Source organism: Sphingopyxis terrae subsp. terrae NBRC 15098, assembly GCF_001610975.1.
Lineage (GTDB): Bacteria > Pseudomonadota > Alphaproteobacteria > Sphingomonadales > Sphingomonadaceae > Sphingopyxis > Sphingopyxis terrae_A.
This window is the reverse complement of record NZ_CP013342.1, coordinates 2,190,694-2,216,742: the sequence shown is the minus strand read 5'-3', so window position 1 is coordinate 2,216,742 and position 26,049 is coordinate 2,190,694. Positions and strand designations below refer to the sequence as shown.

Below are 26,049 nucleotides of genomic sequence, written 5' to 3'. Positions count from 1 at the left end.
CTCTCAGCGCCGGACATCGAGTCCGCCGCCGTGGAAGGCATCGATATCGGTTTCACCAAACCGGCTGGCATCGCCCGGCAGCGAATGTTTGAGGCAGGTGAGCGCAAGGCCGGTTTCGGCCATCGCCTTGACGTCGGCGCCCTTCAGGTGCGCGTGCAATACGCCAGCGGCAAAAGCATCGCCCGCCCCGATCCGGTCGACGATGCCGGTCACATCGACCTCGGCGGTCTGATGCGCGCCCCCGCGCAAATCGACGCGCGCGGCGATGCGGTGGTGATCGGCGGTCACAATGTGGCGCGCGGTCGAGGCGATGAGTTTGAGCGCGGGGAAAGCGGCAAAGCCAGCCTCGGCCGCTTCGCGCCGACGATCCTCGCCCTCCCCCGAAAATTCGCGCCCCAGCACGAGCGAGAGGTCGCGGTGATTGCCGAACAATATGTCGGCGCTGCCGATCAGTTCGGACAGGATCGCACGCGGATCGCTATCCCACGCGTCCCACAGCATCGCGCGGTAATTGCCGTCGAAACTGACGGGAACGCCGAGCCGCCTTGCGGCGCGTGCCGCCGCAAGCGCCGCCGCGGCCGAACGCGGCCCGAGCGCCGGGGTAATTCCCGACAGGTGGAGCAGCCGGGCGCCCGTCAGCAGCCGGTCGAAGTCATAATCCTCCGCCCCGCTTTCCGCGAAACTCGATCGCGCGCGGTCATAGACGATTTCGGAGGCGCGCAGCCCGGCGCCGACGCTCAGGAAATAGAGCCCCATGCGCCCCGGATGAAGCGTGACGGCGGTGCAATCGACGCCTGCGCCGCGCACCGCCGCCACTGCACCGCGACCCAGTGCATTCGAAGGAATTTTGCCAACCATCGCGCAATCGTGACCAAGATGCGCGAGGCCGATCGCGACATTCGCCTCGGCTCCCCCGACTTGGAGCGCAAGCGAGGGCGATTGCATCAGCAGCTCGTTGCCCGGCGCGGTCAGGCGGATCAGCAGTTCGCCGAAAAAGACAAGACGGCTACCCATCGCGCGAGTCTAGCGCGCGAGCCAGCCGCCGTCGACGGCGAGGATATGGCCCTGCACATAGTCCGACGCGCTCGACGCCAGAAACACGGCCGCGCCGCCGATATCGCTCGGGTCGCCCCAGCGGCCCGCCGGAATGCGTTCCATGATCTGGCGGTTGCGCGTCTCGTCGCCCTGTAACGCGGCGGTGTTGTTCGTCGCGATATAGCCGGGCGCGATCGCATTGACCTGTACACCCTTCGCCGCCCATTCGTTCGCAAGCAGCTTGGTCAGCCCGCCGACCCCCGATTTCGAGGCGGTATAGCTCGGGACGCGAATGCCGCCCTGAAAGGTGAGCATCGAGGCGATGTTGATGATCTTGCCCGAGCCGCGCGCGATCATGTGGCGCCCGACGCTCTGGCAGAGGAAGAAGAGCGTCTTGAGATTGGTGTCCATCACCGCGTCCCAGTCGGCCTCGGTGAAATCGACCGCATCGGCGCGGCGGATGATCCCCGCATTGTTGACGAGAATGTCGATGCGCCCGAACTCGGCGAGCACCGCGTCGACGAGCGGCTGCACCGCGCCGACGCTCGACAGGTCGGCGGCGAAATTCTCGCCCCTCCGCCCCAGCCCGCGCACCTTGCCGACAGTCTCGTCCGCGGGCGAGCGGCCCGCGGCCGCGATGTCCGCCCCCGCCTCGGCGAGCGCGAGCGCGAGCCCCTGCCCGATGCCCGTGTTGGCACCGGTGACGAGCGCCACCTTGCCCGACAGGTCAAAGAGGCCCGCCATTACGACAGCTGACAGATGTCGAGGACGTTCATGTCGGTATAATCCTGATTCTCGCCCGCCATCGCCCAGATGAAGGCGTAGGATTTCGTGCCCGCGCCCATGTGGATCGACCAGGGCGGCGAGATCACCGCTTCCTCATTCTGCATCACGATGTGGCGCGTCGCCTCGCCCTCGCCCATGAAATGCATCACGCGGTCGGTATCGACATTGTCGAGCTCGAAATAGAAATAGATCTCGCTGCGGCGCTCGTGGATATGCGGCGGCATCGTGTTCCAGACGCTGCCTTCCTTGAGCACGGTCAGCCCCATGACGAGCTGCGCGCTGTCGCACACGCCCGGAATGACGAGCTGATAAATCGTGCGCTCATTCGATTCGGCGAGGCTGCCGCGGTCGAGCGCATTGGCGTCGGCGATGCCGAGCTTGCGCGTCGTGAACGCCTTGTGCGCAGGGCACGACGCCAGATAATAACGCGCGCCTTCGCCCGCGAACTCGACGTCCTTCGCACCCATCGTCACATAGAGGCAATCCTTGTTGCCGAGCGTGAAGCTCTCGCCGTCAACGGTGACCGTGCCTTCGACCGACGAGACGTTGACGATCGCGAGTTCGCGGCGTTCGAGGAACGGGTGCCCCGCGACCGACGGCGGCTCGGTCTGCGTCGGCAGCTTGACCGGCGCGCCGCCCACGGCGACGCCGCCGATCACGAAGCGGTCGGCGTGGGTGTAGTTGAGGACGCATTCGCCCTCGCGGAAGAGGCCCTGGATCAGATAGCGATCGCGAAGTTCCGCGTTCGACACCTCCTCCATCATGGAGGGATGAGTAGCATAATAGGTGCGATCGAACATGGCGGCATCCTCAGGTCTGATTGATCTGAAGCTGGGTTAGTTGATAAGGTAACCGGTGTCAATCGATGACAAAAAGGCGCCCCGGCCATCATCATATCCGGAGAAAGACTACCACCCTCGGCGTTCGAGCGCGCCGACGCGCAATACGCAAGCAGCACCATCCTCTCGGCTTCCTCCAACGCGAGGAGAAAGTCTCAAAGATCGGCATCCTATGCAGGAGTCCGCTCGCACCATAGCTCGACTCGCATCGAGCGTGTACGGTTTACAATCACGAAAGACCTGCGCGCGCGATTTTACCCGGCTACTGCGGCATCGCGTTCCAGCGTCTTAAAGCGGGAAAATGGATGCCCCGTGAGGATTATAACTTTCAGTCTCACAAATGGCCATATCGTCTCTAACAACCTGTTATTATATATACATTTTTCGGTTTCCATGCTACCTTTCCGTATCAGGAAATTTCACTGTTTCTCTGCAAAAGTGGTGGAAGAGATGGTGGAAGAGATTTGGAAATAGGCGCGGATAATGCAGAGACTTTCGGCCAGACTTGTCCATAATGCGAAGCCAGGGAAATATGGCGACGGCAACGGCCTCTACCTCGTTGTGGGTGACACCGGATGGCGCTCGTGGGTCCTTCGTGTACAATTCAAAGGCCGCCGCAGAGAGATAGGCCTCGGCGGTGCCCAATCTCGCCCGTTCAATCACGCGAGCTCGGTCGGAGATGATGTTCCGATCGAAGAGAAGAGCCACCTCACTCTGGCCGAGGCGCGCGAACTCGCAGTACGCCTGCGCAATTCCGCCAAGGCTGGCCGCGATCCGGTCGAGGAACGGCGCAAGGGTAGAAAGGTACAGCGAGACCTTCCTCCATCCTTCAAGGCCGCGGCAATACAGGTGCACGAGTCGCAGAAGCATGGTTGGAGCGAGCGAACGTCGAAAGCCTTTCTTTCGTCGCTTCGGGAGCACGCATATCCTCGGCTCGGCGGGAAGCGTGTCGACACGATCACGGCTGACGATGTCGCGGAAGCACTGAAATCGATCTGGCTGACCAAGCCATCAATGGCGAAGAAGGTTCGGCAGAGAATTGCGGCAGTGCTCGATTTCTCCTCGGCTAAAGGTTGGCGCTCGACCGGCGCGCCTCGCGATGAGGTTCGGATACTTACCGGCAAGCCGAAGCGTGGCGGCAATTTTCCGGCCATGCCGTATGAGAATGTGCCTGCCTTTTGGGCGGAACTCTCAAAAGCAAGGGAGACGATCGGCAGGCTGGCACTCATGTTTTTAATCGCTACCGGAGCCCGGTCCACTGAAGTGCGCGAGGCGCGGTGGCGTCATGTCGCCAAAGACGCCGCCGAGTGGGCAAGGCCGGCCGAACTCATGAGAAAATCCGAGCAGTTGCATGTTGTCACATTGAACGAGCCGGCGCTTGCTATCCTAGTGCGCGTAGCTGCCTTTTCGAATCCGGACGATCCAGATGCCCTCATTTTCCCCAACAACAATGGGAACATGATCAGCGACATGACGATATCAAAAATAATGCGCGCCTCGGGCCTACCTTGGGTTCCTCACGGCTTTCGATCAAGCCTGCGAACCTGGGCTGCGGAACAGCAACCATATATTCCCGAAGCCGTTGCGGAATCGGCGCTGTCGCACGTCATCGAGGACGATGTGGTCAAAGCTTATCAACGTGCCGCGTTCCTTGAAATGAGGCGCATGCTCCTTGACCAGTGGGGAGCTTATATCACCGGCGGCGCCTGGATTGCGGCTGTCCCGCGATCAATGTTCCCGGAACAGGAGCACTCGCGATCTTGAGTCGAGCTGGAATCGAACCGGCTCCTGACGTGATGGCGTGGACGGCCGCTGCACCCGCAGGCGCGCCGCCAGCGTTACTAGAGAGGTTGTGTCCCGCGGGGTGGTGTAGGAAGGTTTCCCTGAGAGGGTGGCCACCGTCGATCTTCTGGTAGGGTTCGGATGCGAACTCGAACCTGAAGAAGAAGACGATGACCGATGACAGAATGGCCTGTCTGTCGTCAGAACATTTGGCGCAGATCGCGGCGTTGATTAGCGGAGCGCGGGCCTCGTCCTGGGGTTGATATTAAGCGGCGAGCTTGCGGTGCTGCAAGTGTCGGTGTTCGATGGTCTTCCGTTTGATCCTTTCGCGCTGTTGGATGATGGCGTCTGCCCTGCCGAAGTAGGTGTCGGCGGGCGTCACATTGCCGAGGCTTTCGTGATATCGGCGGTGATTATAGTGGTCGATGAAGGCCTCGATCCGGGTCTCCAGATCGCCGGGCAGGAAGTAATTTTCCAGCAGGATCCGGTTCTTGAGGGTCTGGTGCCAGCGCTCGATCTTGCCTTGGGTCTGGGGATGCATCGGGGCGCCGCGGACATGGCTCATACCGTTGGCACCGATCCATTGGGCCAGCTCCTCGGCGATGTAGCTCGGACCATTATCGCTGAGCAGCCTGGGCTTTTGCACGACCCTGGCTGACGAACAGCCCGAGGCTTCAAGCGCCAGTTCCAGCGTGTCGGTGACGTCCCCGGCGCGCATGGTGGTGCAAAGCTTCCAGGCGATGACATAGCGGGAGAAGTCGTCGAGCACGGTCGACAGATACACCCAGCCCCAACCGATGATTTTGAAGTAGGTGAAGTCGGTCTGCCACATCTCGTTCGGCCGCGTCGTCTTGGTGTGGAACGCATCGGCCGCCTTGATCACGATGAAGGCCGGGCTGGTGATCAGGTCATGGGCTTTCAGAAGCCGGTAAACCGTCGATTCCGACACGAAGTAGCGCTTCTCGTCGGTAAAGCGCACAGCCAACTCGCGGGGCGATAGCTCGGACTCGTCCAGCGCCATCTCGACGATCTGCTGCTGGATATCGTTGCCGATGCGATTCCACACCCGGCTCGGCGCCGATGGCCGATCCTCTAGCGCCTCCGGCCCGCCTTCGAGGTAGCGGTCATACCATCGATAGAAGGTCCGGCGGGGGATGCCGAGCTGGTCCAGCGTCCGCTTGGCGGGCAGATGCGACTGCTCGACGATCCTGATGATCTCGAGCTTCTCAGATGCGGGATACCTCATTCTTCGTCGCCCCCATCCGCGATCATGCTTTTTTTGAGCAGACGGTTTTCCAGCGTCAGGTCGGCCACGCATTCCTTCAGGGCACGGGTTTCGCGGCGCAGATCGTGCACCTCGCCGGTGGTCGCAGCTCGGGCGGTATCGCCGGCCAGACGACGCTTGCCCGCTTCCAGGAACTCCTTCGACCAGGTGTAATACAGGCTCTGGGCGATGCCTTCCTTGCGGCACAGCTCGGCGATGCTGTCTTCGCCGCGCAGCCCCTCCAGCACGATCCTGATTTTGTCCTCTGCAGAGAAGTGCCGGCGCGTCGCACGCCGTATGTCCTTCACCACCCGCTCAGCTGGGGCCTTCGGCGCCGATTTTTTCAAGGAGGATTTGGGCTTCATCTTCGTTCCTTCGTCACTACGACGAAGCCCAAATCCTCCTTAAATCACAACCTCAAATCTGTGACATTGGCGCTGACGGCGGACAGACAGACAGCAGCGCGACGATATCTTGGCTTACGTGCGGACTACTATCGATATGGCATTGCATTTGAGCCGGGAAACCGGACGGCGATGGGTGGCAGGCACCTACGTGCGGATGGCAAGCTTATCGTAATCCAAATCGACTAGGTCGTGTTGACAAAAGACTTCAGCCATAGGCGCGAGGCGGCGAGGTTGAGGAAGCTCTCGAACGAGAGAAGTGTCTTGTCGTATCGGGTGGCGATCCGTCGTTGCTGTGACGTGACCCCCTGATTTTCCTCCAGTCTTGATTAGAGTCCGGCCTTGATTGAGCTGCACCCCGTTTCTGGACCGCCCTGCTGGCGGCTTTCCAGCGCGCTGACATCAGGGCGGGCCATGTGCCGCTGACGCCAACATAAGCGATATCGGTGGTTTGTTGCCGATCGCGCTGTGCGGTCGTACCTCGTTGTAGTCTCTACGCCAAGCCTCGCATTTTCGCACCGCGTCATCCAGGCTCATGAACCAGTGGGCGTTGAGGCATTCCGCCCGGAACTTGCCGTTGAAGCTCTCGATGAACGCATTGTCGGTAGGCTTGCCAGGCCGCGAGAAGTCAAGCGTCACGCCTTTCATGTAAGCCCATAGGTCGAGCTCGCGGGAGATAAACTCGCTGCCTTGATCGACCCGGATCGAAGCGGGGTAGCCAACTTGCGCGCAGACCCGTTCCAGCACTTCGACCACGTCCGGCGCCCGGAACCGGAACCGCGGAACGACTGCCGGCGAGAACCGGCTGAAGGTGTCGACCACCGTGAGGATCCGCAGCTTCGGTCCCGTCGCCAGTTGGTCATGGACGAAGTCCATGGCCCATACATCATTAACGCGGGAGGCCGCACAGCGGCCTTCCCTCAGCTTTGCCTTTACCCGCCGCTTCGGCGCCTTCTTGCGGAGTTGCAGACCCATCTCCCTGTAAAGCCGATAAACCCGCTTTCCGTTTATCGCCCAGCCTTCGCGTCGAAGCAGCACATGGATACGGCGATAGCCGTACCAAACCCGCGTCTCCGCGATCTCCTTGATCCGCTGCTTGAGGTCGGCCTGATCGGCACCCTTGCCACGATAGTGGTAGCTGGATCGTTCTGCCCGGAGCACGCTGCAGGCCCGCCGGATGCTGACCTGCCATGTGCTGCGAACATCATCGACCAGCTCGCGCCGCCGATCAGGCCTCAGAGCTTTCGCGAGACGACATCCTGCAACATTGCCTTGTCCAGACTGAGATCAGCCACCAGCCGTTTGAGCTTGGCGTTCTCGTCCTCGAGCTGGCGCAGCCGCTTCATTTCGGACGGCATCAGCCCGGCGTACTTCTTGCGCCAGTTATAATACGTCGCCTCGCTGATTCCTGCCTTGCGACAGACCTCGCCAACAGACGTTCCGTCGTCAGCCTGCTTGAGCACGAAGGCAATCTGCGCCTCCGAAAACTTCGATCTCTTCATCACACCCTCCGTATGCTGGCCCTCAGATCATAACTGGAATTTTCCAGCTCAAAACGGTCCAGAATTCCGGGTGCAGGTCACAAGCATTACAGGATCAGCGAAGAAGAGCTCGATTGGCTCGGCGAACGTGTCGAAGAACTCGGACGCACTGTCCACACCATCTGCTCAGAACGCATCGGGCAACTCGAACGGGACGACGACTCCCATGGCGCTCGCCCGTAAAGCACAACCGATCTGTCCAGATGTCGAGGGCACCGCCATGGTGCATCGCTGCCCCGGCGGCGCCAGCGGCGAGCCGCCTAGAACGACGTGCAGACAACCTCTTATGGCGCCCTGACCTTGGATTCGGGTGCCATAGCTTCTATCTTGCTATCCATTATCCGGCTTCTTTTCCCAAGAAGTGAGCATGGAATCGACTTCTGCTAAAATTTGTGGAAGGCGCCTCATATCACTATCGCGTAATCCTATAGAGTATATTAAATCTTCGTAATGATTTATAGATGTGCATAATCCGGCACTACCGCTGTCATCAAGCGCATAGCAAGACGCTATAACGTCATTTCTTCCTTTTACGCGGTATTCCCATTGGGTATGATCGCCATCGTGGATTATTTTTTCCATTTCAAAATGGTCTGCAACACTCTTGCTATCGATACTTTGCAACGCGGCCGCGCAGGCGGAAGCGAGCTGGTTCGATGTGGGTGGCGTCCTCGGATTACATGTCGTCGAAGCCGATCCAACCGTAACAATCATTTGCTCTTCAGGCTGCGCTATAGGATTTATGATAAATTTCAGGCCCTCGGACTGACTCGCGGGTAGCCAGGGAACAACTCCTTGTACCAGATGCTCCTTGGGAATCAGGAAGACGTGGCCATGGACCTCAATCGTCGCCTTTTCGCCACTAGTGCAACCTCCAACACTCATTACCATCCCTCCAGCCGCAGCTAGAATTTTAATCAGACGCATTACTCGCACCCCATCTGAACCGCCCCGGGACTGCCGGAGGCCATTTGGTTTAAGTTACGCAGCCATGGAGACGTCGTCCAGCATGGCATAATATCGTTCTTCGGCTTCAGCGGGCGGGATATTGCCGATGGGTTCCAGCAGCCGCCTGTTGTTGAACCAGTCGACCCATTCGAGCGTGGCATATTCGACAGCTTCAAAGGATCGCCACGGACCTCGCCGGTGGATCACCTCGGCCTTGTAAAGGCCATTGATCGTCTCCGCCAAGGCGTTGTCATAACTGTCGCCAACACTCCCGACCGACGGCTCGATCCCGGCCTCGGCGAGGCGCTCGGTATATTTGATCGACACATATTGGCTGCCGCGATCGCTGTGGTGGATCAGCCCGCCACGGTGGGCAGGACGGCGATCATGGATGGCCTGCTCGAGCGCATCCAGGACGAAGCTCGCATGCGCCGTCCTGCTGACCCGCCAACCGACGATATAGCGGGCATAAACGTCGATGACGAAGGCCACATAAACGAAGCCTGCCCATGTCGCGACATAGGTAAAGTCCGACACCCAGAGCATGTTGGGCGCCGGCGCATGGAACTGCCGGTTCACCTGATCGAGCGGGCAAGGCGCAGCTTTGTTGCTGATCGTCGTACGCACCGGCTTGCCCCGGATTACACCCTGCAAGCCCAGGTCGCGCATCAGCCGCTCGATGGTGCATCGCGCGACGGCGAAGCCCTCGCGGTTCATCTGTCGCCAGACCTTGCGCACCCCGTAAACGCCGAAGTTCTCGGCAAAAACACGGACCACCTCGGGCTTCAGATCCCGATCGCGCCGGGCACGATCTGATAGCCTTTCAGGATCTCGTCGCTGAGCGACCCGCTCGTGGTAAGTGGATGGGGCGATCGGCAGAACCCGGCAGATCGGCTCGACCCCATAAACCTCACGATGCTCATCAATGAAGGCAGTCATCGCCTGAACGGGGTGCAGGCGCGCAGTCGTGCCGGGGGCACGGCGAGCACCGAGCCGAGCTCCGCCTGGGCAAAATATGCCGACGCCTTGCGCAGTATCTCGTTGGCCTGGCGCAGCTCGGGGTTCTCGCGTTCAAGGGACTTGAGGGGATCAGCCATCTCGGTCGGCACACCGGCGCGCTTGCCGCTGTCGACCTCGACTTTTTTCACCCATTCATGAAGCGTCTGCGGAACGCAGCCGATCTTCGCTGTGATCGACACGATGGCTGCCCACCGTGATGGATGATCGCCTTCGTGATCCAGGACCATCCGGACCGCACGTGCGCGAACCTCAGGCGCAAATTTGTTCGTTGTCTTACTCATCACAGGCCCTTCCTCTCAGGAGTTAGGGCCTCCGGCAATCCCGGGGCGGTTCAACGTGCTGCTCATAGGCCGCCAAGGTGGTTGGCTCGAGGTTTGCCATGCCACGATCAGCCAACCAGTTCGTGGCCGCTTGATCGATCGTCACGCTCTCACGGCTGACGGTATGGATCCCAAGTCGGACTTCGGTCTGAGCGCGGTGCAGAAATGTCTCCGCATCCTTCTTTCTGACGAATTGCTTCGACCTCCGCTTGCCCACTTGGTCAACATAGTCAACCTGCCACGCCGACCGCCGTTCTCCCCGAGCCGAAACCCATTCTCTTTTGCGGATCGCCACTGCGAATTAGGCAGCCAGCATGGTGTGGGCGGAGAATGCCGTGTCGAGCTCTGATTTTCGAAAATAGAGTCGGCGACCCTTGCGAACGACTGGCAGATGACCAGCATACACGAGATGGTAGATCGCGCGTTCCGACAGGCCAGTGTGACGAGCTGCAGCTGAGGCGCCTGCTAAGAGGTCAGATGAAAGCATGAGATAAACATCCTATTGATTATCATTAATTTCAACCTTATACCATATAATTGATTTTTTCACCATGGGAATATTGCGTTGACCTCGCCAAAAGAGACCGCTCGCCACCTGTCGGACACCGATGCAACGAGAATGCTAAGCACTGCACTCTCGGAGTTGAAAACAAGCTCAGGGGCAAATCTCGCTAAGACCGCTGATGCGATTGGAATCTCAGTGGCCGCACTCAGCCACATGGCGACAGGTCGCGGGCCGATTCCCGTCGATCGCGCGCCCATGTTAGCCAACCACTTAAAGATGGATACCGCTGCATTTGTTGCGGCGGTGTTACGTCAACGACATCCTTTAGCGATGGAAATCATTGCCTCACGCGGTGCGGCGCAAGAAGCGTCGGCAGAAGTCACGTGCGAGACGCTCATAGGACTGGCCCCTTCCAAGCTTACCGCCGAGCAGATCAAAATTATTCGGGAAGTTGCGCGCGATATCCGCCCACAGGAACGGTGGCTCGGGTTGCACGAGGTGGCCGTAATGAATGCCATTCGTCGCCTGCGGCCTGAGGGCGTGTCGGCAGAAGACGTTGAAGCCATAGAGATCGGCTTTTGTGTCACCGAAACAGAAGCAGCTTCGACCAAAGGAAATGCGCAATGAAAACTTTCCATTCTGCCTCCGCGCCACGTCGACGGAACCGGAACAGGAAGGCGTGTATTCGCCTCGACCAAGTGGTTACAGACGGGGCCGGCAACATCGTCAACATGCCTCTCACGAATAGCCTCCACTGCTTCGGAAACCCAGTCGAATATTATCGGGGAGAGTTCGACGAGACGAGTAAATGGCGCAGGCTCGATGGGACCATCACTGAGCAGCCGTCCGGGTGCGCTGGTTGCAAATCGCGCGCGGCATGCGGCGCGATTTCCATCGAACGCATCGGAAGCGGCATCGATGTGACCCGCGCCTTCCAGTCTTGGGAGAACGAGACCGCGAGGCTATCGCGCGAAGCGCGATATTCCCATCGGACCTTTGAAGCATTTGCCGATGCATGCGAGAAGGCCGCCTGGACCACATCAAACGATAAGAGACTGGCAGAGAAGCGAGCTACCGATGCGGCCAGAAAAAGGAGGGAACGGCTCGCGGAACGACGCCGGGCGAGGCGAGGCAAGCCCATCACCGAAAAATTCCTTTCCGCGCTGGAACATGAATTTGACATCAGACGTGCGTCACTCACCGTCGCGGTGCGAGCTCCTGGTGCGGCACCTTGGCTCAGGAATTTAACCGACCGATCAATTAGCTTAACCTGTGACGTGTGGCGTGCGAACGCTCACCTCAGCAGACAATGCCGCGGCGAAATTTCGGCCGGCGACATCGTGAAGCATTTGACGGCCTCGAACAAATGTTATGGGCTTCCCAATTCGTCTTTGCGGTCTCGAGTTATAGAAGCCAACAGGCGTATATGCCGCTTAGAAGAAGACGGGAGCGTCTCAGGCTGGCATGCGTTCGACTATTTGGACGCGGATTCACCCCGTTCACCGGGACGCGAAATGAACGGAGTTAAAGGACGATACAATGACTGGGTAGTGTTGGAAATCCTAGACTCCTGACCCCGTTCATTTCTGAGTTTGTGTTTTATATATGAATCCTTTCATCACCGAGCGGAGCGAGAACGCCGAGCGGAGCGAGACGAAGGCGAGGTGGAGGCGAAGCCTCCTCCGCAGCCTGTGTCCCGACCGAAGGGAGGGAGGCACAGTCCGAGAGCACCTGGACTTGTAGCCGCCCTCCGGGCGACTACGGATCTCGCTGCTTCGCAGCGAGCTCTTTGCTCTTCGTAGAATGGAATGGGAAGGTCATGACCGAGGTGTGGGAGAACATTTCCCACCCGACTCCAGATATCAGCGAATGCATGGTCTTCATGTCAACCACGACAAGAGGATCACATGACACCATATCTTGCTACTTTCCCGAATCTCCCCGGTTACGTCATCTTTCTCGCAGAGGAAGGTAACGACGCATCCCACATGGCCAGAAAATGGTATCGGATGCGTTTCGCGCGAGCGCTCGAACCATATGAACTTCATCTGGACGGAGCCTATGCTGCCTGGGAACGCGACCGATCCGATATCCTGGCACTCTCCGACCTCCGGCGCCGCGGCGTTGCTTACTGGACACCGGAGGGGTGGGTTGTTGTCCCTGAAGACATGGACGCGCCTGGTCCCGTCTACCGAGCGCCTCAACCCGTCCATGCATATCGTTTCTCAGGGTCGCGCGAAGATGGTCAGACTATCATCTCCGCGTCGAACGCCGGCGATGCGTGGTCACTCTACCGGATATGGGCGGACCTTCACGGGCGCAGCCATGAGCGCGTTTTCCGCTTCGAGAAGCTTACCCCCGGCGTGGGCATCCTGCGCAGCAAACGCCTCATGCAAGGAATGGAGCTCGGGATCACCGGGGTAGCGTCGAAGCGCGTGGCCGGATGGGACGTTCTTCCTCCATGGGACGAATGCGCCGGCGACAATTGATGTCATCATCGATGGGACCGTAGCCAGGCATTCTGTCCTGGGCGCGGTCCCATCGATCACGTTCTTTGCACGTTATTGCCTCGATCCGATGAATTCACCGTTCCAAAAGTTTGGGCCCCGACACAAGGCGACCCAGAAATCGCCGGAAATGCTGGGCGCCGGCCGGATCCGCTCCGTTGTGGTGCAATTGCCTAGGAAAGAACCCCATCGGGTGGTTGCAACAACGGACGGTCGGGCAGTGCGATCGCGGGTATATGATCGGAGCGACGGAATACATGGTGTGATCGCTTGCAGGTGCCCTCCCCGTCTGCCGGAACCGTGAAGATCGCTCAGTCGCCTTGACGGCTATGGCCTGCACCGGATCGAACGACTGATCCGCTCGACCCATGTCCAGATCAGCAGCAAGCACATGCAGCGCTATCTGTCGGAGTTCACTTTCCGCGCGACGAACCGCGACCGCGTGAATGGAATGTTTGATCTTCTGGTTGGGGCGCTGTGACGCGCCCCACCATGGTCTCAAATTGAGCGCGATCAGCGGGGCCGACGCCTTGGCTTTCAGCTTGAGCAATGAATTCAGGCAATCGATTTTCCGCTATGGCGGTTGCCAAGGTAATCATGCGGCCTCCGCTACCACTCTGCGAAGCTCGTCGGCGCTCGCATCATCCTCAATCACTTCCGCTTCCTGCGATATCAGGGGGAGCCATTTCCCCATGGCGTCGAGACTGTCCACAACCGCAATCGGGATGGTGTTAGGCCCGAGGTGGCGGACGTCACTGAACTTGCTCTTTGCTGCCACAACGGACGTCCATTGTGGCGAGATCACGTCAAAGACAACTCGGCGCTTTCCTTGAACCACCTGCGCCGCGAAAGGCCATTCGATATTCGACGCACCGGCTAGCTTCAATTCGCCAGCAACTTTTTCATTCCCAAACGTCTCGCGGAGACGTTGGAACAAGGCTGCGCCAATTTCCTGCTCGCAAGCCTCGGGAAGCGAATGAAACGCTTTCACCGCTGCCCGATGAGATGCGTAGGCCACCCTGCGGATGGCTGACGTCAGTTGCCGCTCCGTGGCTCGCATTTGGAATTCGTGACTGGCGTTGTATTCGACGCCAACCTCATCCTTTATGCGACCAGCGTGCGCCCCAAATGAGCGCTGGGCCTCGTATCCCTCTGCCTCGCGCCAACCAAGACCGAAATCACTTACGATGTAAGCGCCTTGATGCGGGGTGACCTTCACACCAACAGTCGTGCCGGACGGATAAACCAGCGGGACGCTAATGAGGTAAGCGTTGCCCCATGAGGAAGCGCGCACAAGGCTGGACACAGCCTTCCGAATACCCGCATCGCGGATATCGTCTGCGCTTATCTGCTCAAAAGCCATGCTCATCCAAAAAGGTCCTCTGGCCATGGAGAAGGCAACAGGGAGGCCGCATTTCCGATTCTAAACAGGTCAGCGACTCCGTCAAGCAGTTCCTTATATGATTGATAATCTGGACAAATTTCCTCAACAATTGGTAACGCCTTTAGGGGAGCGTTGTTCTTGACCGACCAGTTGAGGTGAAACGCATGATGGTGGCTCCCAAAAACGTCCCCGACCAGCGCTAGGGGAGTATTAGGGTGGTCGTTCGAGTGCGGCGTCAGTGGCTTCCAATCAATGCGCCCAAGGCGCACGGTGTCGCGCCGGTTGTCCGTAGGCCGATATAGAAGGCTGAAACTGACATAAGCATTTCTGATGCCAAGCCGCGCGCGACCAACAAGCTCCAAACCTTGAAAGACGCGGCTCCCTATCCGCAAGGCGGCGACGATCCGAACTTGATCGTCTTTGCTGTCTTTGTGCTGGTCCACCCAGATCGGGGCACCGGCTATTAGCTTATCGCTATCGACCAGCGTCTTGTAAGGTATCGACATGAACGCTGCATATCGCCCGTTCAGCCGATTGGCGAGTCTATCGGGCGTCTACATGCGTCTATGGGATAAACGGGTTTCCCAAAGGCGGTCGGCAACTCCAGCGGCTATCGCGGGAGTAACGCGAAGGGTGTTATGAATGCGGACGAAATTATAATACATCATGTGAAGCGCGACGGCGTGGGCATGGTTCTCAATCTTCTTTGAGAAGACGTTGGTCAGGCGCGTGAAGCGGCGCATGGGCGTTTTCTCGATCATGCCTTACAGATAGCGCGATCGGCCCGATTTTCACCGGTCAATTTCAAACTGACCCACTACAGATGGAAGGCATGGAAGCAATATGAAGCTCTGGAAAATCGATCTGTTTTGGCATGGCGAGAATGTGGCTGTAAGATCGGGGATCATCTTGGCCCCAACGCAGGGAGACGCAGCACATCTCGCGGCGCTGGCGTTGGGAAGTTCATATGCTGATTATGCCAATGTCGATGTATCTGAGATTTCAGATATCACATCGCTACCTTCTGGCGCGCTCTACCTGACGCAAGCCCGCGCCTAAACCAACCCGGGGGGCAAAGAGTCTGGCCGACGCCATCGGCCCGGCACCCTAAGGCAAGCGTAAGCCGGTGACCCTCCCGGCTCCGGCTATCTTCGCGCAATTCTGGGATAAACGCCCCGGACAATAAACAACGCGTTTCCAACTTGGTTGCGCCGGAGTTGTGCTACAGGTTTCGCGAGCGGGTTGAAGGCCTGAGAAAGCTTAAATGAGGATCGGTTGATGGCAAAAGGGCTCTTATCGTCGTCACGTGAATCCGAATTCCTTGTAGTTCTTCGGGCAGTGCCGCGGTAGGATCATCGCTGGGATTCACATGCAATATGTCTGGAACATCCATTGACCCGCGCCTCCATTTACACGGTCGATGGATCGGAGACGCTCATCGCTATGCGCCCGTCCGAACCTCGCAGTGAAGACTTTATGCAGCGCCTGGTGGCGAAACACCCCGAGCTCATCTCTGATCAAGATGGCGCGCTGCTGCTTATTCGGCGCGAACAGCCTATCGCTGATCGGGAAGATGGCAGTGGACGATGGTCGCTCGATCACCTGTTCGTGACGCGAACCGGCATCCCTGTGCTGGTGGAGCTGAAGCGAGCGGTCGATACTCGACTTCGCCGCGAAGTGGTGGGCCAGATGCTGGATTATGCCGCGAATGGCACCGCATACTGGCAAGGCGGCAGAATCGCCGAGAATTTCGCTGCGACCTCCGTCGAGTTAGGGCGCGACCCAGATGTCGAGTTAGAGCAGTTCTTGGGGGCAGGAGCCGATCCCGAGCAATTCTGGGAGCAGGTCGACGCGAACTTTGCGGCCGGTCGCATCAAGATGGTATTCGTCGCCGATACTATCCCCCGCGAGCTCGCGCGGATCGTCGAGTTTCTGAATGAGCAAATGAAGGCAGACGTCCGCGCGGTGGAACTGACTTGGTTCGAGGGAGAGGGGATCACCGCCCTCGCCCCACGAATTATTGGTGAAACCGAGCGCGCGCAGAACGAGAAGGCAGCGAGATCGGCACTCCCCAAGATCAGCCGCGACGAATGGATCGAAGAGAGCTTGCGCAGCTTCGGGGCTGAAGCCATCGAAGCGGCAAATCATTACGTGGATCTGGTCGCAGCCGCCGGCGGACATGCGGAGGTCACGCGCGCTCAAGCGTCACTCATCGCGGTGTTCGACCTCCCAAACGATACCATCTATCCAATTACCCTCTCGCGCCAGGGGAAAGGCTCGGTGCAACTGTGCCTTGCCTATTTGGTGAGCCGTCCGGCGTTCGCTGACGAGGCAGTCCGGCAACATATCTATGATGAACTAACAGCTATCGTCGGTCCGCTTTCGACGTCGAAGCTAAGTGGCTATCCCGGATTTCCGTTGGCGCGGCTGAACGACCCCGCCGTTCGCCGAGACCTGCAGGCTCTCCTGGTGGCAATTAGGGAAAGGGCTACTGCTCGCTCTTGAGATGATAAGTCTTCAGCTCGGCCGGCGATGAGCAATGCGCGGGACTGCTTACGGCCGGCCAGTCTGGCTTGTTGCGGCCCCAGGAGATCTTTCTCAAAGGCACCAGGCGCCGACGAGGAGGGCACATCGGCGGCCCGATGAATTTGCCAACATTTGCCATTGGACATTCTGCAAAACGCGCGACAGTTGGTTCTCCTTCGACCGCTCAACCGAGCCCATGTGAAGGAGATAATAATGGTAAGACTGAGAGCAATTGAACCGTTTACCGTAGAAGCGATCGAGTTAGCTTACCGCTTTGCGCATGGAGTTCCAGAGCACGATCTCCAGGAATGGCTACAGTCTCTTCCCGACGCAGGTGCACGACTTCTCGCGATCGAAGATTTGCTCGACGACGATGCATTGCATCAACACTATAGTTCACCTGAGCATCAGAGATCGCTTCGCGTTGCAAACGAGGTGGTGCGCACCCTCTTGTTACTGTGTCGCGATCGAGAAAAGTCGATTGAAGAGATGGTTGAGGAGATGATGCGTGCTGATCCCGTCGGCGCGGAGCCCTAGAGCAAGCGGAAGCCGGTGCCTCACGTGTCTCGGCCTTTCCCAAAAATCTCGGAAGAATGCCTTGGCTCACGTGGAGCACGTTTCCGATGAAGACGCGCCGGGATTATGTTTCAGGTCGCTCGCTCGGTTCGTCCCACAGGGCGCCATTGCTAAACCCACCCTGCGCCAGCTTCGACATACGGCGACGATTGCATATATGCCAAAATCGAGAAGTCCTAGAGATATCCGATACATCTCACCCGGATGGTGCCGATCAGGCGCGCTCCCGGCGTTTCAATCCATCCACAGGCGCCTTCCTGCTCGTCATTGTAGCGGCCGTTCCTCACATACAGGTTTCGCTAATCCAGTGCTTCTGCGTGCACGGTCGCGCATCGTCACAGTGGCGCCGCTCAATGCTGCTTTGCAAGCAAACCATTGCTTGAACTGAGCTGATGCGCAACAACGCCGCCTCGGCCTAATTACAGCGGAGGGAAAGCCTGTAGCCACCAAGGGAGGCGGGGCTAATCGGCAAATGGCGCGCAGCAGAAAAGTCATGGCGCGCGACGACAATGAAAGTGAAGATGCCGTCCGTAGGTGACACGTTGCTATAGTTTGTGACCTGCCTTCGATCGGAAGTTCAGGCTTGGCAGACACCGGGCGCCCGCCCTTAAGATTATGAATGATGAGGCGATGCAAGCTTTCCAGGGTCAATACATTAATCCTTACGGACCCTATATCGGCCTTGCTCTGCTGATCGGTATCTTTGCGGCCTTCTTGACCGAAAGAAGGCCGCCAGTGGTCATAGCAGTCACCGGTGGCTTGTTGATGCTCGGTCTCGGCTTCCTGCCTCGGCGTGAACTGCTTGGCGTTTTCAGCAACCCCGCCCCGATTACGATCGGTGCCATGTTTGTTCTATCGGGAGCGATGCTGCGCACTGGCACGCTGGAGGGTGTATCGGGATGGATCATCCAGCGCACCTTGCGCAAACCCCGACAGGGCGTGATGGAAATCGCTGCCGGAACCATCTCGGCTTCAGCCTTCATGAACAACACGCCGGTGGTAATCGTGATGATCCCGATTATCCAGCGCCTTTCTCGCGTGCTCGGCGTCAATGCAACGCGACTGCTGATCCCGCTCTCCTATATTTCGGTATTGGGCGGGACAATGACGCTAGTCGGCACTTCGACTAACCTGTTGGTAGACGGGGTTGCACAGCGGGAGGGGCTTGCTCCCTTCGGCATTTTCGAGATCACCATCACCGGCCTTTGCGCTGCCGCCGCAGGCCTAGTGATGCTGGGCTTGACCGGAAGATTTCTTCTACCCGACCGGCCCGCGCATGCGCTAGACGAACAAGGGGAAAGCGATGCTTTCCTATCGCAGTTGACGCTGATGAGCGAGAGCGGCCTGGTCGGGCAAAAAATTGGCGAAGTCGGACTGTTTCGCCGGCCGGGTCTGCGCATTATTGGCATTCAGCGCGGCAGCAAAATGGTGCGACAGCGGTTCGATGAATGGGAGCTTGCGGCAAGCGATAACCTCATCGTGACGGCCAGCCCGGCCGAACTCGCATCGCTGGCAAAGGCCCATGATTTTAGGACCGGCCTGACGGGTGGCGGCGGGGGCGTGGCCACTGCCGGCCCCGAACGGCCATTGGATCTCCGCCTTGTCGAGGCCGTGATTTCGCCGTCCCATCCGATGATCGGCCGCTGCCTCGCCGAAATTCCTTTTCTCTCCCGCCTGAAGGTCCGCGTTCTGGGACTGGTGCGGCCACGCCATGTCGCTGGGCCCGATCTAGCCAGCGCGCGCATCAGGGCTGGAGACCGCCTTCTGATTGCCGCGGGCAGCGATGCAGTTCAGGCGCTGCAGACGAATGTCGGGCTCACCAATGTCAACGAGGCCGAGGCCCGCGCCTTCCGGCGCACCAAGGCGCCGATCGCGATTGCTACGATTGCCGGGGTAGTGTTGCTTGCTGCGCTGTTCGGCTGGCCGATTGAAGCGCTTGCGTTGGTTGGCGTAGGGATCGTCATGCTGTTTCGTTGCATCGACCCTGAAGAAGCATGGGCCGCGATCGACGGTAACACACTGGTGTTGATCTTCGGCATGCTAGCTTTTGGCAAAGGTCTGGACAATGCCGGGACGATCGATCTCATCGTAACCACGCTGGAGCCTGCACTTACGAGCATGACCCCGTTGCTGCTGCTGATCGCAATCTATGCGGTAACCAGCCTGCTGACGGAAACCGTCACCAATAATGCCGTAGCCGTTATCATGACACCGATCGCCATAGGGCTTGCCGAGAATGCCGGGTTGGATGCGCGCGCATTGGTCATCACGGTGATGTTCGGCGCCAGTGCCAGCTTTGCAACGCCGATCGGCTACCAGACCAACACGCTCGTGTATGGCGCGGCCAACTACCGCTTTACTGACTTCGTGAAGATCGGGGTGCCGATGAACATCGTCGTCGGGATCACCGCCTGCGCAGCGATCTACTGGATCTATTGAATGGCCTGCCCCGCCAACCAAGCGGAGATCGCAAGGCTCCACACCGTGCTCGGCCCTGATGCCGATGCTCCCTCCGACAACGATGGCGTGGTGAATAAGCGCTGGAACCTGGCCGGCAATTTGCAGGGAGGCTTCATTCCGTTCCGCGGGTTGATCCGACAGCTCTCCGAAGCCAATGCCGAGCGCGCTCGCTGGCAATCCGCGATCTATGCTGGAGTCGCGTGGCGCAGTTTTCTGGAAGGTTTTGCCAGCGGGCGAGGCGGCGTGATACCGACCGAAGCAGCTTTGCAAGCTGCTCAAGCGCTCTTTGGCATGACAAGCAGCGATCCATCAAGTGGTGAGAAATACAAGAATTGAGTAACAGCTAGTGGATTTCGCTCAAGATGGAGGAGTAGCATCTCCGGCATTTTCAGTGTGTGGGGCATCGGGTGAGCGGACAATTATGATTTCAACCCCGTCCTCCGACCCGACCTTCGCTTGAAGCCCTTTCAAACGCGCTGACCCAGGCTCGGCAATTCCATTGAAACTCCTAATCCCTTTATTCTTCAGCGCCTCGGATATCAGGGCGACGTTAGCACGCGCTGCTGCCTGTTCTGCATCGCTTGTGTTCCTGCCTGAAAATCCTGACAGGGAGAGGCTTTCGAGGCCCCAGCGGTCGATAGCCCATATCGCCAAATCCAATTGGTCACCCGAACTGCGAGAGCCATCCTGCACATTTATAGGAATAACAAGAGTTGCCGGTGCTGGCGGAATAATGTGCACCCGCCATCCTTGGCCTGCATTCTCGACCTTGGACTCGAGCGCGCGATAGGCTTTCAGCGTCCAGCCTTCACCGCTAACAGGCACGACCTGAACGGTTCGCTCAGCGCGGTTCACCCAGAGCGCCTGCACCGGCAACCCTAATTCCGCACGAATAGCAGTTAGCGGCGGCACATCGCGGGCAATGCCCGCTACAGTCCGTTCAACAGCCGTGTCGACGATGGCACGCGTCTCCGAAAGCAAGTCGGATGCCACCACTTGCTGGATATTCATTTGCGGCTCCACACCCAAGGCTTTCGATAGCCTTGCCGTGATAATCCGCTCGGCTTCATTGCGATAATCCGGAGCGATCACGACCGCGTCAATGGAAGGCTGTCCACCCATTGGCCACTTGACTTCGAGCTGGGCGATATTTGAGCGCGCGACATGAAGCTCTTCCTGCAAAACGCGCCGCGTCAGGGTCGCTGTATTGGCCTCACGCGTGACCCTATAGAGCGTAAGGGCCAGCGGCGTGGCCAGAATGAGGAAAGCGACAGCGCCCATCAGAACATAGCGAAGGCTAAGCTCGACCTTTGCGATGGGCCGCGCCGCGCCGCTTAGCCTGGCTATGAGGGCAAATGAAAAGGAGATAGCGGCCAAGTTGGTCAGGAACAGAAGGAACGCACCGCCCATAAAAGCCGCGTTGCCGACAGCTATTCCGTAGCCGACCGTTGCCAGCGGCGGCATCAGTGCTGTTGCAATCGCAACACCGATAGCTGTTGCGCCGCGTTGCCAGACTGTTGCGAAAGCGCCTGCTACGCCTGAGAATGTCGCTATTGCCAGGTCGAGCAAAGTTGGCTCGGTCCGCGCGATGATTTCCGGGGTCGCGTTGCGGATCGGGCTAAGCCATGTGAGAAAGATGCTCACCAGAATGCCGATGGCTGCGCCGACCGCCACCACCTTTGCGCCATCCTTGATCTGCCGCCCGTCGAGAGAGGCAAAGCCAAAGCCCATCGAGGCGATCGGAGCCATCAAGGGTGAGATGAGCATCGCTCCGATCACCACGGCGCTGGAGGACTGGAGTAGCCCTAGCGCGGCGATACCCGCTGACAGGCCGCACATGAGCATATAGGACTTGGACAGTATACCGTCCTCTTGGACGGTCGCGCGTAGCTGTGGTCCCTTGTCTCCCGACAAGTCAGGAAACAGCCCCGTTTTATCAAGTTGCCTGCGGGTAGAGATTGCGACGGCGCGAAGATATTCGCCGACACCCTTAAGCGTGCCATTTGCCCCAAAAGAAACACGCATTCGGCTCTGACCTTCTCATCTCGCCCAGGCTCTCAATTACAAACCTCAGCGGCTTGCTGGCAATCGGGATTTTCGGCATAAAACGCCTCACTTTGAACGCTAGGCAGGAATGGCATCGAGAGATGGCCCTCGCATCTTGGATGGCGATCGCCCAGCGATCTATGGCAAACGTTCATTATAGAAGTTCGACTTGATGCCACGCTTAAACGTCACAATCGGAGTCTTGATAGCCCCCCATGCCAGCGCGCATCGTTCAGATTTTTCTGCCTGAAAATCAAATAGGGCAGCTCGAGACCATCCTGCCGCGCCACACACGGCGGTTTTGGCGCGAGAGTGTGCCCGGTGAGCATGAAAAGTATTCCTGCATCGTCCAGCAGCGCTACACCGAACGGCTACTCGTAGATCTCGACGAGGCCTTTGGCCACATCCCTTCGTTCACGACATATGTAGCCGAGCTCGAGGCCGTGCTGCCGCCTCTGCAGGAAAATGCCGATACCGAACTGCCGCTTTCTCGGGATCTCCCGCCGCCCACATGGCTGGAGCGCTTTTTCAGCCGAGATCGCCTGAGCACGGACGAAATCTACGACGATATCGAGGACAGCCTCAAGCTGCGCCCGTCCTATCTTTTAACTGTCACGTTGTCGGCGATCATTGCCGGTCTCGGGATGCGCAGCGGGCAAACGGCCGTTGTTATCGGTGCAATGATCATTGCACCCTTGCTCGGCCCCACGATGGGCCTCGCGCTGGCGGCGACTGTGGGCAATTGGAAGCTAGGCAGTCAGGCAATGGTCACGCTGGCCGTTGGCAGCGCTCTCTCCGTCTTGGCGGGCATTGCGATTGGTGTGATCGCGACGATCGACCCTCTGACCCCAGAATTGCGCAATCGGACGCTGGTCCAGCCCTCTGACGTTGCCCTTGCCCTTGCATGCGGCGGTGCCGGGGTGCTGGCATTCAGCCGAGGGGCATCGCTCTCCCTGGTTGGCGTGATGGTGGCGGTTGCGCTGGTTCCCCCGTTGACCGCTGCAGGCATCTATACAGGCGCTGGATATCCTGCTGCTGGCGCCAACGCGCTTTTCCTATTCACGGTCAACCTGGTATGCGTAAACGTGGCAGGTATCCTGACATTTCTCTTCCAAGGCCTCCCGCCCAAGAGCTGGCGGATGACAGCAAGCATCATTCTGGTGTGGTTGCTGATCCTAACCCTGCTCATGTCGATGATGGCCGGGACTATTTTTCTCGACATCGGCTCTTGGGACAGTCTGATCGGCAATATCGCGCCCGCAGAGTGAACTGCTATTGCGATCTGCAAGGCCTAGGGTTTCCAGTTCTTCATAGCGATTACCGAGGCGCACTTGAGGCAACCGTGCCATTAGCGGAAAGTCAGACAACCACCTAATTTCGGACATCACCGCCTCCGCCGAAGCTGCCGCTTCCACTCGCTGATATCGGGCATCGGCAACTGCCGCGTGTGGTTCTCGTTGCTCAGCTCGATCGCCGCCGGCGTCCGCTTTCGCTTGGCGACATAGCATTGCAGGCACCGCATGCGGCGCTGGACGTCGCCCAGCCGGTCGTTCCACCCGCGGCGCTCGAACAGCCACCACAGCGCATGCGGATCGAAGATGCCGACATTGCCGCACCGGCACGACACCTTGATCGTGTTGTGCCGCACGGCCGCGTCGAACAGGTCGCGGATGGGGTTCACTAGCTCTCGACTCATCTTGCCAAATGAGAACATCAGTGGAACATTGAGGCAAGAGACGAATCGGAGTTGAGTGATGGTGAAGGCGATTTCAGAGCGGATCGAGCTGCGCGACGTGGATGATGTCGCGCCGGACATCGTCGCGGAAGCCGCCGCCGCCGCGCTCGCCCGGCTCGACGCGCTGGGCGTATCGCCGCTGCAGGCCTGTCTTTCGCAGGGGCGCCTCGAAGCGATGGACGATCAGGGTAAGCTCGACGCCGAGGAGCCGGCCTTCGCCGACCATGGCGTCGATCCGGCCCATGTCGAAGCCTATGGCGCCGCGGTGGATGCGGCGGCCGCCGTCTTCGCGGCGCACGGCGTCGGACGGCGCACCGGCGGCATCATCGTCACCGTCCCCGATGCCGTGCTCGCCGAAGAGCGCGCCACCGGCAACGACCTGTCGGTCGCGGCATGATCATGGAAGCAACAATCGGACATACTGGCCTTTCTGAAGCCGAGCGCATCGCCGATTATCTCGATCGCCGCGCCGACCGCTTTCTGGCCTATGCCCACAAGATCGGCAACGGCGACGCGCGCACTCGCGCGAACGCGCTGCAGGTCGAGGCAGGCAATATCCGCGCCGGCCTGGTCGAGGACTGACATGCACCGCGTCGACCGCGATTATCTCGGCATCTGCATTTCGGTGGCCATCAAGACGATGCGCTCGGGCAAGAATGGCAAGGGCAAGCATCCGATCGAGGAACTGCGCGAAGACAGGAACGTCAGCGAGCTGAGCGCGCTCATCTTGCGGCAGATCGATAATGAAAGCAGCTTTGTCTGCCGCGCTGGTTATGCCCCGACCGATCCGCGATGCACGCCGCGATATGCGCCGATGAAATTCGGCGTCGATGAGCCTTGGCCTGAGGGGTGCGAGCCGAAATGATAGTTGCGCTTGTTCTCGCGGCCACGGTCGTCCCTGCTGGCCAATCCTTCGATTGCACGCCCACGGCCGTTTGGGATGGCGACGGGCCGATCTGGTGCGCCGAAGGGCCGCACATTCGCCTATCGGGCATCGCGGCGCGCGAAATGGACGGCTCATGCCGTCCCGGCCACCCCTGCCCGGCTGCCGACCCAATTGCCGCCCGCGATCATCTCGCCGAACTGGTCGGCACGCCGCAGGGCAAATTGAGAACCGGCCATGTGACGGTCAGCGGCCCGACGATGCGCTGCCGCTCTGCGGGCGGCGCCGGAGGAACCCGGACAGCGGCCTTTTGCGTCTCGCCAAAGTCGGGAGATCTTTCTTGCGCCATGGTGCGCAACGGATATGCTGCCAAGTGGGACCGCTATTGGCAGGGACACCGCTGCCCATGAAGGACCGCGCCACCGTCGCTATCGGCCTGGCGCTCGCCGTCGCCGTGCTCGGCAGCATCGCATACGCTCTGTGGGGGCGGCTTTTCGGCTGAATCGACTCTTTGACACCTTCGTGGCAGTCTTTCGACATGGGCAAGAGGGGCAACAGCCAAATAGGAACGATTGCGCTCGTGGCGCTGTTTGCGTTCGTTGCCGGCAAGCTGTCCAGTGAAGATCCGAAGCGTAGCGCAGACAAGGCACCCCAGGCTTTTGTTGGCCAGGCACCAGCTAATTACGATCCCAGCGCCTCCTATGCCGAGCCCGAGCCCTTTGCGCCGAAGCCGCAGCGCTTTGTCTCGGAGGAGCCGCAACGGGCCTTCGGAAGTCGACCCTTTCGCAATTGCCGGGAAGCACGCGCGGCTGGCGCTGCTCCTGTTCTCATCGGCGATCCCGGCTATGCGCCGCGGCTCGATCGCGATGGCGACGGCATCGGTTGCGAATAGTCGCCCCAACCACAGGAGGGCTTTCTACCCCTTATACTGATCTGGATACTCCCGCCGTAAGACGCTTCTGACTGCGTCCATATCCGGTTCGGATGCATCATCGTATTCGTCAAGTCGCGCAAATGCGGGAGCCCCATCATCGTAGAAGTCAGGACCGAATGTCGAAATTCCAAAGTCACTTCGTTCGCCGGCGAAATCAGCAGCCAGCCGTCCGGGCTTCTTGGTTCGTTGGATTGGCACCAAATAGAAAGAAACCTGCACGAACCGATCACCTGAAGGCGCTATTTCCGAGCGCCAGATTCGTTGCAGCGGTATCCTAATTTCTCCGACCTGCACGAAGACAGACTTCAGAGGAAGCTCCGTCTCAATCGCAGATGAGGCCTCCAACATGATTATCGCGTTTTTTCCTAGAGCCACATATTCTTGGGCAGTTGCGGGCAAGCAGAGGTCGAACTCAATGGATCGAACGACGTTCGCCGAAAGGGCCTTCAAGGGATCAGCTGCTTGGACTTGCGGGGAAAACACAAAAGCAGCTGCAGCTCCTACCGTCCACAGGGCTTCCTTGAGAAACTTCGCAACCATCCTGCGCCCCCTCG

The 26,049-nt window shown here is 59.2% G+C and carries 28 protein-coding genes, 2 pseudogenes and 1 other annotated feature; of the genes and pseudogenes, 16 read left to right on the top strand and 14 right to left on the bottom strand.

Annotated elements, in window-relative coordinates:
• Positions 1-3 precede the first annotated feature (3 nt).
• Genes AOA14_RS10780 through kduI form a run of 3 tightly spaced genes read right to left on the bottom strand, consistent with a single transcriptional unit; the run spans position 4 to position 2,621 of the window.
• Complete coding sequence (locus AOA14_RS10780) at positions 4-1,014, bottom strand: sugar kinase (RefSeq protein WP_062901807.1); 1,011 nt, start codon at positions 1,012-1,014, stop codon at positions 4-6.
• Between the two features lie 9 nt (positions 1,015-1,023).
• Entirely contained in the window at positions 1,024-1,779 is a 756-nt protein-coding gene (gene kduD / locus AOA14_RS10775; RefSeq protein WP_062901806.1) for a 2-dehydro-3-deoxy-D-gluconate 5-dehydrogenase KduD, read from the bottom strand.
• Positions 1,779-2,621 carry a 5-dehydro-4-deoxy-D-glucuronate isomerase gene (gene kduI / locus AOA14_RS10770; RefSeq protein WP_062901805.1) on the bottom strand — a complete coding sequence of 281 codons (843 nt, stop codon included), beginning with the start codon at positions 2,619-2,621 and terminating at the stop codon, positions 1,779-1,781. The genes kduD and kduI overlap by 1 nt, the downstream gene beginning before the upstream one ends.
• A 522-nt stretch (positions 2,622-3,143) precedes the next feature.
• Between kduI and AOA14_RS19290 the strand changes: the two genes are divergently transcribed.
• Complete coding sequence (locus tag AOA14_RS19290) at positions 3,144-4,424, top strand: tyrosine-type recombinase/integrase (protein WP_082819901.1); 1,281 nt, start codon at positions 3,144-3,146, stop codon at positions 4,422-4,424.
• A gap of 283 nt (positions 4,425-4,707) precedes the next feature.
• Here the strand turns inward: AOA14_RS19290 and AOA14_RS10755 are convergent.
• The 5 genes from AOA14_RS10755 to AOA14_RS19280 all read right to left on the bottom strand — a co-directional run bounded on the left by AOA14_RS10755 (position 4,708) and on the right by AOA14_RS19280 (position 10,426).
• Positions 4,708-6,071 (bottom strand): IS3 family transposase gene (locus AOA14_RS10755; protein WP_409372264.1). Its coding sequence is split into 2 segments (ribosomal slippage): positions 4,708-5,721 and positions 5,724-6,071, totalling 1,362 coding nucleotides; the frame shifts between segments, so codons are not numbered across the junction.
• Positions 6,072-6,512: 441 nt separating this feature from the next.
• Positions 6,513-7,612, bottom strand: a protein-coding gene (locus tag AOA14_RS10745) for an IS3 family transposase (RefSeq protein WP_409372263.1) whose coding sequence is annotated in 2 segments (ribosomal slippage) — positions 6,513-7,351 and positions 7,351-7,612 — 1,101 coding nt in all. Because the reading frame shifts where the segments join, the coding sequence is not laid out codon by codon here.
• A 369-nt stretch (positions 7,613-7,981) separates the two neighbouring features.
• On the bottom strand, positions 7,982-8,578 hold the full coding sequence (locus AOA14_RS19775) for a hypothetical protein (protein ID WP_202988235.1): 597 nt from the start codon (positions 8,576-8,578) through the stop codon (positions 7,982-7,984).
• 54 nt (positions 8,579-8,632) lie between these two features.
• Positions 8,633-9,900 (bottom strand): IS3 family transposase gene (locus AOA14_RS10735; protein WP_202988234.1). Its coding sequence is split into 2 segments (ribosomal slippage): positions 8,633-9,612 and positions 9,612-9,900, totalling 1,269 coding nucleotides; the frame shifts between segments, so codons are not numbered across the junction.
• Positions 9,464-9,619, bottom strand: a sequence feature (AL1L pseudoknot). It overlaps the preceding gene by 156 nt.
• 340 nt (positions 9,901-10,240) lie before the next feature.
• Positions 10,241-10,426 carry a helix-turn-helix domain-containing protein gene (locus tag AOA14_RS19280; protein ID WP_082819900.1) on the bottom strand — a complete coding sequence of 62 codons (186 nt, stop codon included), beginning with the start codon at positions 10,424-10,426 and terminating at the stop codon, positions 10,241-10,243.
• Between the two features lie 132 nt (positions 10,427-10,558).
• Here AOA14_RS19280 and AOA14_RS19770 point away from each other — a divergent pair, with 132 nt between their 5' ends.
• From AOA14_RS19770 to AOA14_RS20375, 4 genes and pseudogenes are all read left to right on the top strand, one after another.
• Complete coding sequence (locus tag AOA14_RS19770) at positions 10,559-11,071, top strand: hypothetical protein (protein WP_202988233.1); 513 nt, start codon at positions 10,559-10,561, stop codon at positions 11,069-11,071.
• Positions 11,068-12,018: a hypothetical protein gene (locus AOA14_RS19765; RefSeq protein WP_202988232.1), complete on the top strand. Its 951-nt coding sequence runs from the start codon at positions 11,068-11,070 to the stop codon at positions 12,016-12,018. The genes AOA14_RS19770 and AOA14_RS19765 overlap by 4 nt, the downstream gene beginning before the upstream one ends.
• Before the next feature lie 333 nt (positions 12,019-12,351).
• The gene (locus tag AOA14_RS10715) at positions 12,352-12,933 is read left to right on the top strand and encodes a hypothetical protein (RefSeq protein ID WP_202988231.1); all 582 of its coding nucleotides are present in this window, start codon (positions 12,352-12,354) and stop codon (positions 12,931-12,933) included.
• 352 nt (positions 12,934-13,285) lie between these two features.
• Positions 13,286-13,336: pseudogene (locus AOA14_RS20375) on the top strand (hypothetical protein); the annotation flags it as partial.
• Positions 13,337-13,546: 210 nt separating this feature from the next.
• Here the strand turns inward: AOA14_RS20375 and AOA14_RS10710 are convergent.
• The 3 genes and pseudogenes from AOA14_RS10710 to AOA14_RS10700 form a co-directional block, all read right to left on the bottom strand.
• Positions 13,547-14,320, bottom strand: coding sequence for a hypothetical protein (locus AOA14_RS10710; protein ID WP_062901793.1), 774 nt, complete (start codon positions 14,318-14,320; stop codon positions 13,547-13,549).
• Complete coding sequence (locus AOA14_RS10705; RefSeq protein WP_062901792.1) at positions 14,317-14,841, bottom strand: hypothetical protein; 525 nt, start codon at positions 14,839-14,841, stop codon at positions 14,317-14,319. Before AOA14_RS10705 ends, AOA14_RS10710 begins: the two co-directional genes overlap by 4 nt.
• A 48-nt stretch (positions 14,842-14,889) precedes the next feature.
• Positions 14,890-15,078: pseudogene (locus AOA14_RS10700) on the bottom strand (hypothetical protein); the annotation flags it as partial.
• Between the two features lie 100 nt (positions 15,079-15,178).
• Between AOA14_RS10700 and AOA14_RS19760 the strand changes: the two are divergent.
• The 5 genes from AOA14_RS19760 (at position 15,179) to AOA14_RS10680 (ending at position 20,233) form a co-directional block, all read left to right on the top strand.
• Positions 15,179-15,394, top strand: coding sequence for a hypothetical protein (locus tag AOA14_RS19760; RefSeq protein WP_202988230.1), 216 nt, complete (start codon positions 15,179-15,181; stop codon positions 15,392-15,394).
• A 333-nt stretch (positions 15,395-15,727) separates the two neighbouring features.
• Positions 15,728-16,840, top strand: coding sequence for a PDDEXK family nuclease (locus tag AOA14_RS10695; protein WP_062901790.1), 1,113 nt, complete (start codon positions 15,728-15,730; stop codon positions 16,838-16,840).
• A gap of 234 nt (positions 16,841-17,074) precedes the next feature.
• The gene (locus AOA14_RS10690; RefSeq protein ID WP_202988229.1) at positions 17,075-17,398 is read left to right on the top strand and encodes a hypothetical protein; all 324 of its coding nucleotides are present in this window, start codon (positions 17,075-17,077) and stop codon (positions 17,396-17,398) included.
• Between the two features lie 654 nt (positions 17,399-18,052).
• On the top strand, positions 18,053-19,876 hold the full coding sequence (locus AOA14_RS10685; RefSeq protein ID WP_238929629.1) for an SLC13 family permease: 1,824 nt from the start codon (positions 18,053-18,055) through the stop codon (positions 19,874-19,876).
• The gene (locus AOA14_RS10680; RefSeq protein WP_062901788.1) at positions 19,877-20,233 is read left to right on the top strand and encodes a hypothetical protein; all 357 of its coding nucleotides are present in this window, start codon (positions 19,877-19,879) and stop codon (positions 20,231-20,233) included. It abuts the gene before it with no gap.
• Between the two features lie 21 nt (positions 20,234-20,254).
• On the opposite strand, the gene AOA14_RS10675 is transcribed toward AOA14_RS10680, so the two are convergent.
• Positions 20,255-21,922 carry a DUF389 domain-containing protein gene (locus AOA14_RS10675; protein ID WP_062901787.1) on the bottom strand — a complete coding sequence of 556 codons (1,668 nt, stop codon included), beginning with the start codon at positions 21,920-21,922 and terminating at the stop codon, positions 20,255-20,257.
• 236 nt (positions 21,923-22,158) lie between these two features.
• Here AOA14_RS10675 and AOA14_RS10670 point away from each other — a divergent pair, with 236 nt between their 5' ends.
• Positions 22,159-23,211 carry a TIGR00341 family protein gene (locus tag AOA14_RS10670; protein ID WP_062901786.1) on the top strand — a complete coding sequence of 351 codons (1,053 nt, stop codon included), beginning with the start codon at positions 22,159-22,161 and terminating at the stop codon, positions 23,209-23,211.
• A gap of 116 nt (positions 23,212-23,327) precedes the next feature.
• Here AOA14_RS10670 and AOA14_RS10665 read toward each other — a convergent pair whose 3' ends face one another.
• Entirely contained in the window at positions 23,328-23,639 is a 312-nt protein-coding gene (locus tag AOA14_RS10665) for a hypothetical protein (protein ID WP_202988228.1), read from the bottom strand.
• Between the two features lie 58 nt (positions 23,640-23,697).
• Here AOA14_RS10665 and AOA14_RS10660 point away from each other — a divergent pair, with 58 nt between their 5' ends.
• The 5 genes from AOA14_RS10660 (at position 23,698) to AOA14_RS19265 (ending at position 25,453) form a co-directional block, all read left to right on the top strand.
• Positions 23,698-24,075 carry a hypothetical protein gene (locus AOA14_RS10660; RefSeq protein WP_062901784.1) on the top strand — a complete coding sequence of 126 codons (378 nt, stop codon included), beginning with the start codon at positions 23,698-23,700 and terminating at the stop codon, positions 24,073-24,075.
• Between the two features lie 2 nt (positions 24,076-24,077).
• Positions 24,078-24,260: a hypothetical protein gene (locus AOA14_RS10655; RefSeq protein ID WP_062901783.1), complete on the top strand. Its 183-nt coding sequence runs from the start codon at positions 24,078-24,080 to the stop codon at positions 24,258-24,260.
• 1 nt (position 24,261) lies between these two features.
• Entirely contained in the window at positions 24,262-24,543 is a 282-nt protein-coding gene (locus AOA14_RS10650) for a hypothetical protein (RefSeq protein WP_058813178.1), read from the top strand.
• A complete protein-coding gene (locus AOA14_RS19270) occupies positions 24,540-24,971 on the top strand; it encodes a thermonuclease family protein (RefSeq protein WP_082820052.1) in 432 nt (143 codons plus the stop codon). The genes AOA14_RS10650 and AOA14_RS19270 overlap by 4 nt, the downstream gene beginning before the upstream one ends.
• A 128-nt stretch (positions 24,972-25,099) precedes the next feature.
• Positions 25,100-25,453 carry an excalibur calcium-binding domain-containing protein gene (locus AOA14_RS19265; RefSeq protein ID WP_202988227.1) on the top strand — a complete coding sequence of 118 codons (354 nt, stop codon included), beginning with the start codon at positions 25,100-25,102 and terminating at the stop codon, positions 25,451-25,453.
• Between the two features lie 24 nt (positions 25,454-25,477).
• Here AOA14_RS19265 and AOA14_RS10640 read toward each other — a convergent pair whose 3' ends face one another.
• Positions 25,478-26,035, bottom strand: a complete 558-nt coding sequence (locus AOA14_RS10640) for a hypothetical protein (RefSeq protein WP_202988226.1) — start codon at positions 26,033-26,035, stop codon at positions 25,478-25,480.
• Positions 26,036-26,049: the final 14 nt, after the last annotated feature.